This window comes from Sphingobium chungbukense (assembly GCF_001005725.1).
Taxonomy (GTDB): domain Bacteria; phylum Pseudomonadota; class Alphaproteobacteria; order Sphingomonadales; family Sphingomonadaceae; genus Sphingobium; species Sphingobium chungbukense.
In genome coordinates this window covers 1-12,642 of record NZ_LBIC01000022.1, presented here as the reverse complement: position 1 = coordinate 12,642, position 12,642 = coordinate 1, and the positions used below count along the sequence as shown (strand labels likewise).

At 59.6% G+C, this 12,642-nt stretch carries 12 protein-coding genes and 3 pseudogenes; 10 read left to right on the top strand and 5 right to left on the bottom strand.

From position 1 onward, the window contains the following. Positions 1–54 precede the first annotated feature (54 nt). The 3 genes from YP76_RS25755 to YP76_RS25745 form a co-directional block, all read right to left on the bottom strand. Positions 55–1,653 carry an ABC1 kinase family protein gene (locus YP76_RS25755; RefSeq protein ID WP_046766227.1) on the bottom strand — a complete coding sequence of 533 codons (1,599 nt, stop codon included), beginning with the start codon at positions 1,651–1,653 and terminating at the stop codon, positions 55–57. Then, positions 1,653–2,333: a TetR/AcrR family transcriptional regulator gene (locus YP76_RS25750; protein WP_226869715.1), complete on the bottom strand. Its 681-nt coding sequence runs from the start codon at positions 2,331–2,333 to the stop codon at positions 1,653–1,655. Before YP76_RS25750 ends, YP76_RS25755 begins: the two co-directional genes overlap by 1 nt. Positions 2,334–2,455: 122 nt before the next feature. Further along, complete coding sequence (locus tag YP76_RS25745) at positions 2,456–3,403, bottom strand: MlaD family protein (protein ID WP_046766226.1); 948 nt, start codon at positions 3,401–3,403, stop codon at positions 2,456–2,458. A gap of 172 nt (positions 3,404–3,575) precedes the next feature. Here YP76_RS25745 and YP76_RS25740 point away from each other — a divergent pair, with 172 nt between their 5' ends. From YP76_RS25740 to YP76_RS25705, 8 genes are all read left to right on the top strand, one after another. Further along, positions 3,576–4,673, top strand: a complete 1,098-nt coding sequence (locus YP76_RS25740; protein WP_046766268.1) for an MlaE family ABC transporter permease — start codon at positions 3,576–3,578, stop codon at positions 4,671–4,673. Beyond that, positions 4,673–5,440 (top strand): ABC transporter ATP-binding protein, encoded by a 768-nt coding sequence (locus YP76_RS25735; protein ID WP_046766225.1) that lies wholly within the window; start codon positions 4,673–4,675, stop codon positions 5,438–5,440. Before YP76_RS25740 ends, YP76_RS25735 begins: the two co-directional genes overlap by 1 nt. Continuing rightward, positions 5,441–6,376, top strand: coding sequence for an MlaD family protein (locus YP76_RS25730; protein ID WP_046766224.1), 936 nt, complete (start codon positions 5,441–5,443; stop codon positions 6,374–6,376). Further along, positions 6,373–6,966 (top strand): ABC-type transport auxiliary lipoprotein family protein, encoded by a 594-nt coding sequence (locus YP76_RS27445; RefSeq protein ID WP_076605791.1) that lies wholly within the window; start codon positions 6,373–6,375, stop codon positions 6,964–6,966. Before YP76_RS25730 ends, YP76_RS27445 begins: the two co-directional genes overlap by 4 nt. Before the next feature lie 481 nt (positions 6,967–7,447). Further along, positions 7,448–7,840, top strand: a complete 393-nt coding sequence (gene tnpA, locus YP76_RS25720; protein ID WP_082718744.1) for an IS66-like element accessory protein TnpA — start codon at positions 7,448–7,450, stop codon at positions 7,838–7,840. Next, entirely contained in the window at positions 7,837–8,193 is a 357-nt protein-coding gene (gene tnpB / locus YP76_RS25715; RefSeq protein ID WP_226869714.1) for an IS66 family insertion sequence element accessory protein TnpB, read from the top strand. Before tnpA ends, tnpB begins: the two co-directional genes overlap by 4 nt. 67 nt (positions 8,194–8,260) lie before the next feature. Beyond that, positions 8,261–9,856 (top strand): IS66 family transposase, encoded by a 1,596-nt coding sequence (tnpC, locus tag YP76_RS27440; RefSeq protein WP_082718743.1) that lies wholly within the window; start codon positions 8,261–8,263, stop codon positions 9,854–9,856. Then, a complete protein-coding gene (locus YP76_RS25705) occupies positions 9,853–10,446 on the top strand; it encodes a plasmid pRiA4b ORF-3 family protein (protein ID WP_232307734.1) in 594 nt (197 codons plus the stop codon). The genes tnpC and YP76_RS25705 overlap by 4 nt, the downstream gene beginning before the upstream one ends. A gap of 9 nt (positions 10,447–10,455) precedes the next feature. On the opposite strand, the gene YP76_RS28970 is transcribed toward YP76_RS25705, so the two are convergent. Beyond that, the gene (locus YP76_RS28970; RefSeq protein ID WP_212611297.1) at positions 10,456–11,427 is read right to left on the bottom strand and encodes an IS4 family transposase; all 972 of its coding nucleotides are present in this window, start codon (positions 11,425–11,427) and stop codon (positions 10,456–10,458) included. Between the two features lie 262 nt (positions 11,428–11,689). Continuing rightward, positions 11,690–11,830 (bottom strand): annotated as a pseudogene (locus YP76_RS29350) (transposase DNA-binding-containing protein); the annotation flags it as partial. Between the two features lie 137 nt (positions 11,831–11,967). Here YP76_RS29350 and YP76_RS28960 point away from each other — a divergent pair. Together YP76_RS28960 and YP76_RS25695 are read left to right on the top strand one after the other, a co-directional pair. Next, positions 11,968–12,180: pseudogene (locus YP76_RS28960) on the top strand (hypothetical protein); the annotation flags it as partial. 213 nt (positions 12,181–12,393) lie between these two features. Beyond that, a pseudogene (locus YP76_RS25695) lies at positions 12,394–12,642 on the top strand (HlyD family secretion protein); the annotation flags it as partial.

Sequence of the window (12,642 nt, the reverse complement as noted above, 5' to 3'; positions counted from 1 at the left end):
CCGACCGGTTTACTTTTCGGAAAAACGCCACCTGTCCTGGATTGTTCCACTCCCTCAGCGCCTCTGCCTGCTTGCGAACCAAGCCCAGGCTGCTGGCAGCACCGCAGATGCCATCATCATTGCGCCGACAACATCATGGTCGCGCTGAAGGATCGCGCCGGCGACGAGCAGCCCGGCTGACAGGATGTTGGGATCGGCGCGCCAGGGCGACGTCGGATTTGGGGAAACCGCGCCTCCCTGTAATTCGATCGGCAGCGCGCCCGACCGCGCTACCCGCTCGGCGAAAGCCACCAGCTCGGGCGAGGCGGCGGCGAGACGGCCCAGGCTCGTCGCCAGCCGGCGTCCGCCCCGCTTGAGGCCGGCCGGGCCGATCCGCTCCCGCAGCAGTTCGCGCGCGATCGGTGCGGCGCGCGCCGCGATGTCGAAGCCGGGATCGAGCCGTCGTACGAACCCTTCGGCGATCAGCAGGGTTCGCAGCAGCAGGGCCAGATCGGGTGGTAGCGCCAGGCGGTAGGTGCGCAGCAGCGCGAAGACGCGACCGAAGACGTCGGCGAGCTCGATCTGCTGGAGTACCGCCCCGCGAAACTGGCCGATCAGCGCGTCGAGTTCGCGGGTCAGCGCCTGGCGATCGACGTCTGTTTCGCCCGACCATTGCAGCAGCACGTCCGTCACCGATCGCGTGTCCTCACCGGCGATCGCAAGGACGAGCGTAACAACCTCGTTTCGTCGGGCGGGGCTGAGCACGCCGACCGCCCCGAAGTCGATGAACGCCAGCGACGCATCGGCGAGGACAAAGACATTGCCGGGATGGGGGTCCGCATGGAACCGGCCGTTGAAGATTATCATCCGCAGGACTGCATCTGCATATCTGCCGGCGATATCCGCACCGCAGTCTCCCGCTCCATCAAGGATAGCGCGGACGGGCATGCCGTCGAGCCGCTGCTGCACATTGATCCGGCGGCCGACCTGATCCCAGTAGAAGGCGGGCGTGCGAACGCCGAGCGGCTGCAGGAACGCGCCGATGCTCTCGCAGGCTGCCGCTTCGGCACTGAGGTCCATTTCCTGCGACAGGCTCTCCGCGAAGAACCGGAGCAGCTCGTCGGGCCTGAGGCGGCGGATCTCCGGTGAGTGTCTCGCGGCGAGCCGCGCAATGCGGCGGAGCAGCCTCAGGTCGGCATCGACACGTTCCGCGATCCCCGGTCGGCGTACCTTTACCACGACCTCGGTTCCGTCGCTCAGGGTGGCTGCATGAACCTGCGCGATCGAGGCCGCGGCGATCGGCTCGCGGTCGAAGCTCGCGAACACGTCCGCGATCGGGGAGCCAAGCGCAGCCAGGATCGTCGGCTCCAGCGCCTCGAACGGCAACGGGGTCACCCGGTCCTGCAGCGTCGACAGCGCGCGCACCCATTCCGGCCCGAGCAGGTCTTCACGGGTCGCCAGCACCTGCCCCAGCTTGACCGCAACGGGTCCAAGGTCCCGCAGCAGCGCGACGACCCGCTCGGGCGTACCGACGTCCACCGGCTGCTCGGAACGACCGGGCAGCAGGCCCAGGCGAGAGGCGAGCCCGTTCAGGCCGTGGCGCCCCATGATCTGGATAAGCTCTGCGAGGCGCGCACGCTCACCGATCTGAGGCTCGTCGTCCGTGGCGGGCATCACTTGCTGCAACCATCCCCGTCTCGCGGGCGGCAGCCATCAAGGAACAGGTCGATACCGCGCGAGATACGATCGCGCGCCGCCTCGTCATAAGCTGGCGGAGACAACCCCAGCGCTGCACGGCGCATGGGGGCAACCACGACGAGTGTGACGAACTGCTCGGCAGCGAACACGGGGTCGGCCAGCGAAAGCTCTCCCTTGGCATTGGCGTGGGCGAGGATCGATGCCACCCACTGGACGGCCCGCTGGTAACCGAAGTCGTGGATGTTCGCCGCGAGCGCGGGGAAACGCACCGCTTGCGCAATGACGACGCGTTCCATGGAGGCGATCCGGGGCGTCAGGAGCCACTCGAGCAGGCGATCGGCAATCACGTGAAGGCGCGCTCCAATGTCGGGTTCGTCGCTGCCGGAGGGTTCGAGCGCGCGCAGCTGCGTATCGATCTCGTCGAGGATCACCGCCTCGAACACGCGCGCCTTGCTACCGAAGCGCGCGTACAGTGTTCGTTTGGAGATGCGCGCTTGGTCCGCGATCATGTCGGCACTGGCGCCATCGAACCCGTGTTCGAAGAACAGTTGGCGAGCGCTCTTGAGGATGTGCGAGGTCAGGCGGAGCGCGTCCTCGGTGGTCGGTCTGCCCATCTTTCGGGGGCGCCGCGCCTTTTTCTTCTCATCATCGCTCAATCTCTTTCTCCTGGACCGAGAATAGCGCGATCCGAGCACTTTGACGAGCAATGCCGCAAGGACCGTAGGCTCCGTGGCCGCGGCTCGGACTCCGCCGACGGCTTGAAAACGTTGCAAGCAGATTATTTCCCAGGCTCTGCGTCAGGCTTGTATGTGGGGAGGGACGGAGAGCCTAGACCCAGCCCCTCCTGATCGATACGAACGGCCGTCTCCCTGACGGCGCTTACCTTGCTCCTTACTGAACCTATTGTCTCGACCAGGCGGTCCTGCAGGGCGGTCGCCCGCTCGATCTCGGGCCTCAGAGCCTCGGCGCGGGCAGCGAATCCTTCAGCTGAGTCACGAGCGATCCCTAATTTGCGGTTCGCCTTAGCAAGAGCGGATGGACCGCGATCTTTCAAGGTGACCCTCAGACTTTCGGCGCGATTGCCTGACCGTTGCAAACCCTCTCCCAAGGCAACCATACGCCCTCGCGCACCGATGAGTCCCTCCGACGCCGTTCCAACCTTGTCTACCCACCCCGCGGAGTTGTGCGCGAGCACCGCAAGACGCTCGTTCGCGCGCTGCTGCTGAGCGGCACCAAGGTTGCGTGAAACGGAGTCCACGGTGCGGCTTACCTTCTCCACAAGTGCTATCGGGTCTCCCCCACCACCAAGAAGCCCGTCCTCCTTGGCAGGAATGATCGGGAACTCCCCGTCTTTTGCGGCAACGATCGGGAGCGCATCATGTGTTGCGCCATCGAGACTGATGTTCGCCGTTCCGCCTAATGCTGATCGGACAATCGTAGCCTTGACGCCGGTAACGATAGGGATTTCTGGTTCCAAATTGACAGCTACCAGAACCACGGACGGGTCTTGGCTGTCGAATCCGACAGATGTAACATGCCCAGCCGGCACGCCCGAAAATGTCACCGGTGATCCCTTTTCAATGCCGGCGACGCTTCCCGAGAAGCGGATCATATAGGGCCTGCGGTTCCCGTTGCGAGGCTCCAACAGCCACAGCGTAAAGACCAAGGTGCCCAGCAGCAAGCCCGTCACCGCGAGAACCAGAAAGCTGTTCGACCGTGTCTCCATCGAGATGATATCCCATTAAGGCGGCAGGTAAGTTTTAGGCCGTACCGTCCCCGCACATCAGCCAGTGCCTGAAGGACGCCGATTCTCGGTGTGCGAACAGCACGGTAAGCCTGCCCTATTGCACATCCCCTCACGTTAAGTATACCGTATCGTACCATAAACGGTTTTGGGTGTGATTTTGCCGTTCTCTGAACCCGTCATTCATTCCGAAAACAACGTAACGAAAATTTCGGGCGATTGGTTGGCCTCAACGGTCCAATCGGCGGGAGCAACGACCGATGGCCATTTGCTGGCTTCAGACGAGCAGATCGACTGGAGCCAATTAGGGCGGGTCGACAGTGCAGGCGCGTTCGCGCTTATTCAGGCGCTTGGTGCCAGCGATCTAGGAAACGATGTACCAGATCGGCTTCGGCGTGTCCTAGACATCGTTGCCCCCGCAATCCAGGAACATGCGACCGAAAAACCCAAAAAGTCTTACGGTTTTTTCACACGCTTAGGCCGCAAAGTGGTTGCAGGACTAAGCGAACTATATGGTAACATCCTGTTCCTGGGCCGCTCTGAGGTGGGCGTTGGAAGAGCGGTTATCAACCCTCGCAGGTTACGCGTGCGAGCGCTAGTAAGCGTGATGCAGCAGGGAAGTCTCGAGGCGCTCCCAATCATCATGACGATGACATTCTTCATCGGGGCAGTGGTGGCTTTGGTCGGCACGAACCTGCTGCGGAACTTGGGGGCATCGGTTTTCACCGTTCAGCTCGTTGGGGTATCGGTGTTGCGCGAGTTTGGGGTGCTAATACCAGCAATTCTTCTGGCTGGCAGATCGACGTCTACATTCGCTGCCCAAATCGGAGCTATGCGAATGAACCAAGAAACAGATGCAATGGTGGTCATGGGTGTCGATCTCACGGAGGCGCTTGTAACCCCACGCGTGCTGGCGATGATCATTACTCTCCCGCTTTTATCAGTCGCAGCGATGATTGCCGGCATTCTTGGTGGCCTGCTTGTGAGCTGGGCTTCTTTAGATATTTCACCAGTGTTTTTCGTAGAGCGTCTTCGGCAGACGGTGGACCTTCAGCATTTCTGGCTTGGTCTGATCAAGACACCTGTAATGGCCATCATCATTGCACTGACTGGCTGCCGCCAGGGAATGGCCGTCCGTGGCGACGTCGAGGTGTTGGGTAGAAACGTCACGACCGCAGTCGTTCAGGCATTGTTCGCCATCATCCTCCTCGATGCAGCTTTCGCCCTCGTTTTCATGAAATTGGACCTGTGATGGCCGAGCGGGAAAGGGTGATCGAAGTACGCGACCTTAAAACAGCGTTCGGTAAAACGGTAATCCATGAAGATTTAGACCTCGACGTCTATCGCGGGGAGATTCTTGGAATAGTTGGCGCTTCGGGCGGCGGAAAATCCGTGTTGCTCAATACGATGTTGGGATTACAGAGACCAGTTTCTGGATCGGTAATAGTAGACGGTCAGGACATCTTTAATAGTCCTGATCGGCAATGGCTCGCATCGAACATGGGCGTCATGTTTCAAAACGGTGCGCTATTTTCGTCCCTGACGCTTCAAGAGAATGTCGAAGCGCCGTTTCTTGAACATACCGAAATTCGAGGCAAGTTTCTAAGCCGATTGGCCCAGATGAAGATCTCTCTGGTTGGGCTTGCTAATGATGCAGCTTATAAGCGCTCGGCAGAACTTTCCGGCGGCATGAGAAAACGTGCTGGCGTTGCACGTGCACTAGCGCTCGATCCCAAGCTTCTTTTTTTAGATGAGCCAACGGCAGGCCTCGATCCCCTCGCGGCTGCAGAGTTTGACGACTTGATCGTATCGCTGCGTGATGCCTTGGAATTGACTGTCGTCATGGTCACCCACGACCTGGACAGCCTGTTTCAAATTTCTGATCGAGTAGCGGTTCTGGCGGACAAAAGGATCGTCGCGTCTGACGCAGTCGAGAAACTGCGTGATTCTGAAGACGAATGGACACGCTCTTATTTTCAAAGCCGAAGAGCACGGCGATTCAACTCAGGTGGCGACTAAATGGAGAGGCATGCCAATTACGCTCTGGTGGGTAGTCTGACAGTTGGTCTGCTGGTGGCAGCGATCGGCTTCATTCTCTGGCTAGGTAACGACCAATTTGGTAAAGGCTTCGACCATTATCGAGTTGTTTTTGACGGACCTGTGCGCGGCCTAACCGAAGGTAGCGAAGTTGACTTTAACGGCATCAAGGTCGGGGAGATCACGAAGCTTCGTGTAGATCCATCGAATTCTCGCCGTGTGATTATCGATGTGAAGGTCGAAGAGAGTACACCCATAAGGGTAGATACATTTGCCTCAAAAGAGTCCCAAGGTGTGACAGGGGTCAGCATTATCCAGTTAACTCCTGGTTCGCCTACAAGGCCACTGCTTCGCGATGCTTCGCGTGAGCAGCCCCCGATAATAAGGGCGAAGCCCGGGTCGTTGGATTCGGTGCTGGAAGCGGGAGGGCAGACCCTCGCTAAGGTTTCTGAATCATTCGATCGGGTCAATCGGGTGCTTTCTGACCGAAATATCGCAAAGGTCGATGGCATGCTCGCTGACATCAGATCAGTGACGGCAGAACTTAACAGTCGAAAGGCAATGTTTGCGGATGCTCAAAATGCAATCCGTCGCCTTGATTCAGCGTCGGGTGACATCGAGCAGGCTGCGGCGGCTGCGAGAACCGCTATTCAGGGCGATGGTACGCAAGCCTTTGCAGACATCCGAGAAGCGGCCGCGAATGCGAAGAGCGCGACGAACGATGCACGGGCTTTTATAGCTAAGTTGAACGCGAGTGCAGAAGGTCTTGAGGGGCCAGAAGGTAATCGTGTGGCGGGGGCTCTACGTGGGCTTGAAAAGGCTGCCGAGTCACTCGATCGACTTACCCGACAAATACAGCAAGATCCGCGTTCTGTTCTCGGAAGAGGGAAAGCGCGAGAAGTGGAGCTGCCAAAGTGAAAAGTTTGCTAAAAATCTCTTCAGCGCTCCTCTTAGTCTCGCTGTCGGGCTGTGTTGGTGGGCTTCTGGGCGGAGGTAAGCCTGCGGACCTATATTCCTTTCGCAGTGAGCCCCCGCAAAGGCAGCCTGATGCCGATGCACGGGTTGTTGCTGTCCGCCAGCTTTCATTTCCGAATAATCTGCGGCCTGACAGCATTGAAACCAATGCCAACTCGCGGGTTGCTGCTCTCGCAAAAGCACGTTGGTCCCAACCCGTCCCGGAGATGTTCCGTCTAGCTCTGATTGACCAGCTGGAGCAGTCTTCCCGAACGCGAGTTGCGCGAAGCGACTTCCAAAAACCGGCGGACATCATGTCGGCGGAAATTTCGCAGTTCACGGCCACCTTTGATCAGGGACTGAAGGCTCCCCCATTGATCACTATTGTCGTGCGCGCAGAGGTCACAAGCGGGGCAGCACGTGATGTGGCAGTGCGGTCCTTCGAATCGCGAACAAGAGCCACTGATGCGACGGTGACGTCCATCGTTGCAGCTTATCGTGCTGGCGTCTCCAATATCACACAAGAGATTACCCTGTGGTACAGGAATATCTGAATATTATCATAGTAGATAGGGACGGATATGACGAAATTTTCAGCTGCCTTTACTATCTTGGTACTGACTTTTGCGTCTGCCGGCGCGGCTCAGGAGGGACACAAGGAATCCAAAAATACCGGAACGGATTCAGTTCGATCTATTGCCTCCCAACCAGCTAAAGACGTTGGAGCGGTAAAGCAGGATATCCCACCCATTCTCTTAAGCGCTTCTTCTAACCCATATGATCGGGCATCGACCCGCACCTGCAACGAGATAAAGCGTAATATCGCTGAGTTGGACGATGTTCTCGGACCGGATTTCGATGTAGGGTAAGCGGGGTCTGACGCTTCCAATTACCCACAAGTGACACGGCTGACGTCGGCACCGATTTTGATGTCCATCAGTCGGGACCATCCACTCCAGAGTAAGCGCCGACGGAAGGCGGCCTTGCTGCCGGCAGCGGAATAGGAAAGCTCGCGGCTTTTGAGGAGGCGTGAGCATGGACATCGAGCAGTCAAACGAGCCTCGTATGAGCGGTCGCGGTGATGGCGGAGCGCTTGTACGGTTGGAGCGGCGTCGGAACTGGAGCGACGAGGAGAAGCTGGCGATCCTGAAGGAGACGACGGCGCCTGGCGCGATCATATCGACCGTAGCTCGACGGCACAGCATTGGAACAGGCCAGCTCTATACCTGGCGCAAGCAGCTGCTCCGCGGAGCGATGGCAGGCTTCGTGCCGGTCGAACTGGCATCGTCTTCGCCGTCGGCTAAAACTGGGGAACCAGGGCGGATCGAGGTCCGCGGGCGGTGCGGCCTGACGGTGTTGGTTGATGGCGAGGTCGATCGGGCCGCCCTGAAACAGGTGCTCGATGTCCTGCGGGAGCTGGATCATTGAGCCTGGCGTTCCCGCCTTCGACGAAAATCTATCTGTCGCTGGCGCCGTGCGACATGCGCAAGGGATTTGATGGGCTGTCGGCGCAGGTGCGCAATATTCTTCAGCTTGATCCCTTCTCGGGGGCGGTTTTCCTGTTCCGCGGGAAAAGGGGCGACAGGTTGAAGGCCTTGGTCTGGGACGGGTCCGGGCTATGCGTGTATGCGAAGCGTCTCGAGCGCGGAAAGTTCGTGTGGCCTCGTGCTCATGAGGGCGCGCTCCGCCTGTCGGCAGCCCAGATGGCGATGCTGGTTGAAGGGCTGAACTGGAAGCAGGCGATCGTCCACGACGAGGTGATCACGCCGAGGCTCGCATAGCCAAAAAGATCAGGAAAACCGCCATTTTATGTAGGATTTACCGTGGGCTTCGGCTATTATCGGCGGCATGCGGTTCGCCCTTGATCGCCTTCCCACAGACCCGGTTCTCTTGCAGAAAATGCTGCTGGAGATGGCCGATGTCATGGAGCAGGAACGGGCCGAACTGACGGCGGCGCAAGCCACCGTCAAAGCCCAGACCTTGCGGATCGAAAAGCTCGAGCATCGTGTCGCGCGGCTGCTGCGCGTCCAGTTCGGCCGCAGCTCCGAGAAAATGGATATCGCCCAGCTGCGGCTGATGTTCGAGGAGGTCGAAGCCCCGGAACCGGCAAACGATGAGGTGTCAGCGCCGCCCGTGATGAAATCGGCCCGCAAAGCCGGCGGCCGCGTTCCGCTTCCCGCACACTTCCCGCGTCAGACCGTCGATCATCAGCCCGGCCCGTGCAGTGCCGGTTGTAATGGACCGTCAGTGCAGATCGACGAGGCCGTCACTGAGGTTCTCGACTATGTCCCGGCGCGCTTCCGGGTCATCCGCCATGTCCGGCCCAGGCTGGCGTGCCGATCCTGCGAACAGATCCGACAAGCGCCCGCTGTCGATCTGCCGCTGCCCAAGGTGATGGCGAGCAGCGCCCTGCTGGCCCACCTCGTCGTCAATCGCTTTGTCGATCACCAGCCCTGGCACCGGCAGTCGGTAATCTTCCGCCGCGTTGGGCTTCACATTGATCGGGATGTGATGAGCCGCTGGGCGCGAAAACTGGCGTGGCTGCTGGCGCCGCTGGGCGAGCGGTTGTTCGCCTATATCCGGGAAGCCGCCAAAATCCATGGGGACGACACGTCGGTCACGCTGCTGGGCAATGGCGACGGCAGTCGAACCGGGCACTTCTGGGTGTATCTGCGCGATGATCGCTCCAGCGGCGACATGAGCCCGCCCGCCGTGGCCTTCCGCTTCAGCGCAGATCGTGGCGGAGCGCATCCGGCAAAGCATCTCGCCGGCTATCAGGGGTATCTCCAGGCGGATGGTTTTGCGGGCTATAACGCGCTTTACCGCGACCCCAAAACCAAGGCTCCCAGGGACATCGTCGAAGTTGGATGCTGGAGTCACAGTCGTAGGAAATTTACCGACATACTGGAAAAGAGCCCGTCACCGATCGCGGCGGAGGCGGTCGTGCGGATCGCCGAACTCTTCGCCATCGAGCGCGATATCAAGGGTGCGCCACCTGATGAGCGAAGACGTATCCGCCAAATCAAGGCGATGCCGAAGCTGGAGGCATTGCGCGTCTGGCTCGAAACCCAGAATCGTGGCCTGTCTTCCGACAGCAATCTGGCGCGTGCCTGTCGCTATCCGCTCAACCGCTGGCGGGCCATGATCCGCTACTGCGATGATGGTCGGCTCGAGATCAGCAACAATCTGGTGGAAAACGCGCTGCGCGGTGTCGCTCTTGGGCGCCGGAACTGGATGTTCGTCGGCTCCATGAAGGGTGGAGAGGCCGCCGCGCTCTTTTACTCGCTGGCCGGCACATGCCGCCTCAACGGTGTCGAGCCCGAGGCCTGGTTTACCGACGTCATCGAGCGCATCGGCAACCATCCGATCAATCGGATCGATGACTTCTTGCCCTGGAACTGGCAGACATCGAGGATGACCAACGATCTGGAGAAGGCTGCGTGAGCAACGGCACCGTGGTGCGGATGAAGATTACGCTGGACGATGTCACACCGACCGTCAGTCGGACGCTGGAGGTCCCGCTCAATATCCGGCTCGATCGCCTGCACACCGTCTTCCAGACGGCCTTTTCCTGGACGGACTCTCACCTGTGGGAAATGAGCTTCGGGCAAACCGGCTTCGGCATCCCCGATCCTGAATACGGCTTCGACGGACCGCTCGACGCCCGTAAAGCTACCCTCGCCCAGGTTCTGGCGGATACCAGGCGCAAGACCTTCCAATATCTCTACGACTTTGGCGATGCCTGGGATCACAGCGTCAAGATCGAGCGCGTCAGCCCGGCCAGGCCGGACCTGACATATCCGCTCATCCTCGACGCAGTAGGCATGAGGCCGCCAGAAGACTGCGGTGGCCCGTGGGGCTATGCTGAAAAGCTCGAAGCGCTCGGCGACCCCCAACATGAATATCATGAAGAGGCGCTGGAGACCCTCGGCGACGACCATGATCCCAACGCCCAGCCCGATATCCCCCTGATCGAGGCAAGGCTGGAAGCGCTCGCGAAAAAATGGGCGCCGCGGACACGCCGCAAAGCCTGACTGGCCGCGTCAACGCCACCTTCTGTCGGCGCTTACACTCCAGATGACAATGTTGCCGGGAGGTGGATCATGGGCTCGCGCAAGATAGCCTCCGAGTCGAGCGATTTGGGTCAGATAATCGGCGAGGGTTCTGCTTGCGGATCCGTTCTTCCGGTACGCCGCAAGACGGTCGATCAGCGTGATTTCACCATCGGTCAGGACCAGCCGAGGCGATGCATCAGGAGCGGTGCGGTTGATCATGGTCATCCAGAACAGACGCCAGGACAGAATGCAGAATATGGCGATCAGGTTGGCGAGGCGTTCGGCGGTCCGCAACCGTGCATCCTCGGCTCGGCAGCCGGATTTGAGTATCTTGTGGAAAAGTTCAATCTTCCAACGCTGGGCGTACCAGTCGAGCTTTTCGATGGCTTCGTCCGGCGTTGTTACCGGTAGATCGGTGATGAGCCGCCAGTCGATCGGGGGTCGACCCTCCGGTGTTCCACACTCACGGGCGTGCAAGATGGTCAGGCTGAGGGAGGGATAGCGCTTTTGCTTTCCAATCGGCGGCAAAACCTGGATGCGCCGATAGCGTAGCTCAATGTCGGCATGATCATCCTTGCCAACGCTGACCCGATGCACGCCCTTCACGGTGGTTTCGCTCATTTCATCGGCTATTGTATGGCCACCGTCACCGGCCAGACGGTCGACACAGGTGCGCACCAGGAAATGCGTGCCGAGCGCCTGTGTTTCGCAGAAAAACTCGTAAATGTCGTTCTCCCGGTCGCCAATGTGAACCAGTCGCCCCGGGTCGCCCAGCAGCGCCGTCGACTGGCGCATATTTTCGAGCCAGCGGTAGCTCTCCTTCTCCTCGATCGGCACCCGAGTGGGGTTGATCCGCCGCTTCAACGCGTTGGTGCCCTTGAACTTGGTACGGGTCCAGAATTTCGCCGCTGTCAGGCCCAGTGGCAATCCCTCGGTTGTGACCGCCAGGCTGGAGTGCATGAGCAGGCCGCAGACCATATGAAGCCGAAGCCGACCATTCATCGCGCCGGCTCGGTGAAAGACCGATGGCACCAATCCGCTCGGGATTGCGCCGTTGATAGGAAAATTCGGTGGTGTCCTGCAAAACGAGGATGAACCCGTCAAGGGCAGCCACACGCGCCTGAGTTGCCTGAAAATGCCCGGCGAGAATCTCACCCTCGTTGACCGCGCCGTTCGACAAAAAGCGGTACGCCGCCTTGGTATTGGCCCAGTCCTGACAAGCCATCGGAATCGGCGCGCCGATCGCACCTGCCATCTGCTCAAGCATCGTGCGAAGCCGTTCGCCCAGCCGCTTATCACGAAAGGCGCCGGGATCAACTTCTCCATCAGCCCATCCGGCCGCATCGAAAACAGAATTTCCCACCTTGCACCCCCGCTCCAGCGAAATGGTGCTTGGGGATGAATCATGGGCCGCTCCCTTCAGGCAATAGCCATGAGTCGAGCGGAATCAGTCGTGCGGCGAGATGTGGGTAATTGGAAGCTCCAGCCCACGCTTACGATGTAGGAGCGGACCGTAACGAAAATCGTCTTGGTAAAGTGGCGGAAGCTGGTGGAAAGACGATTGTCAACTCGATCATACCTTTTCGTGGCTTGGTGAGGGAAATAACAGGCGCAGCCCCAGCACTACGTCGCCTCAATACCGCAATCGATGCGGGGTTTGCGCGGCGGGGCTTTTTACGGGGAGCCGCCATATCCCGAGGCTGTCGTCTCTGATGAGCTCACGCTAACAAGCTCAGCATTTAAAGGTGGGGTTCATGTGACTTCCTCGATCATTAAAGATTGGGGGGTGGAACAACGCGAACCCAACACTCGCCGCTCTGTCGGGCTGCCGGAGTTAAGCTCCATACGAAAATCAATCAGAACAGGTGGAATAATATCCGAAGCCCACTATGATACGGCGCGGTTTACATATCATAGGGTTGTAGAGTGGCTGACGAGCGGGCTGAAGAAAACGGCAGTGACCCTAAGCAGGATGCGCAATCGGAGACCCAGGCTGAGAAGAAGCCCTCGCTTCTCGAGCGCTACCCGATAGTCCGCTACGTCCTCATCGCCGCGCTTGCCGCCGGCATCATCGCGGCCATCGTCTGGTATATGAATTACCGCGCAAGCGGCCAGTACCTCCAATCGACCAACAACGCCTATGTGCGCGCGGACTTTGTGACCGTTTCACCGAAG

Coding starts and splice junctions, on each gene's coding strand:
- YP76_RS25735 (WP_046766225.1), top strand. CDS start 4,673: ATGGCCGAGCGGGAAAGGGTGATCGAAGTACGCGACCTTAAAACAGCG.
- tnpC (WP_082718743.1), top strand. CDS start 8,261: ATGCGGTTCGCCCTTGATCGCCTTCCCACAGACCCGGTTCTCTTGCAG.
- YP76_RS28970 (WP_212611297.1), bottom strand. CDS start 11,427: ATGCACTCCAGCCTGGCGGTCACAACCGAGGGATTGCCACTGGGCCTG.
- YP76_RS25730 (WP_046766224.1), top strand. CDS start 5,441: ATGGAGAGGCATGCCAATTACGCTCTGGTGGGTAGTCTGACAGTTGGT.
- tnpA (WP_082718744.1), top strand. CDS start 7,448: ATGGACATCGAGCAGTCAAACGAGCCTCGTATGAGCGGTCGCGGTGAT.
- YP76_RS25755 (WP_046766227.1), bottom strand. CDS start 1,653: ATGCCCGCCACGGACGACGAGCCTCAGATCGGTGAGCGTGCGCGCCTC.
- YP76_RS25745 (WP_046766226.1), bottom strand. CDS start 3,403: ATGGAGACACGGTCGAACAGCTTTCTGGTTCTCGCGGTGACGGGCTTG.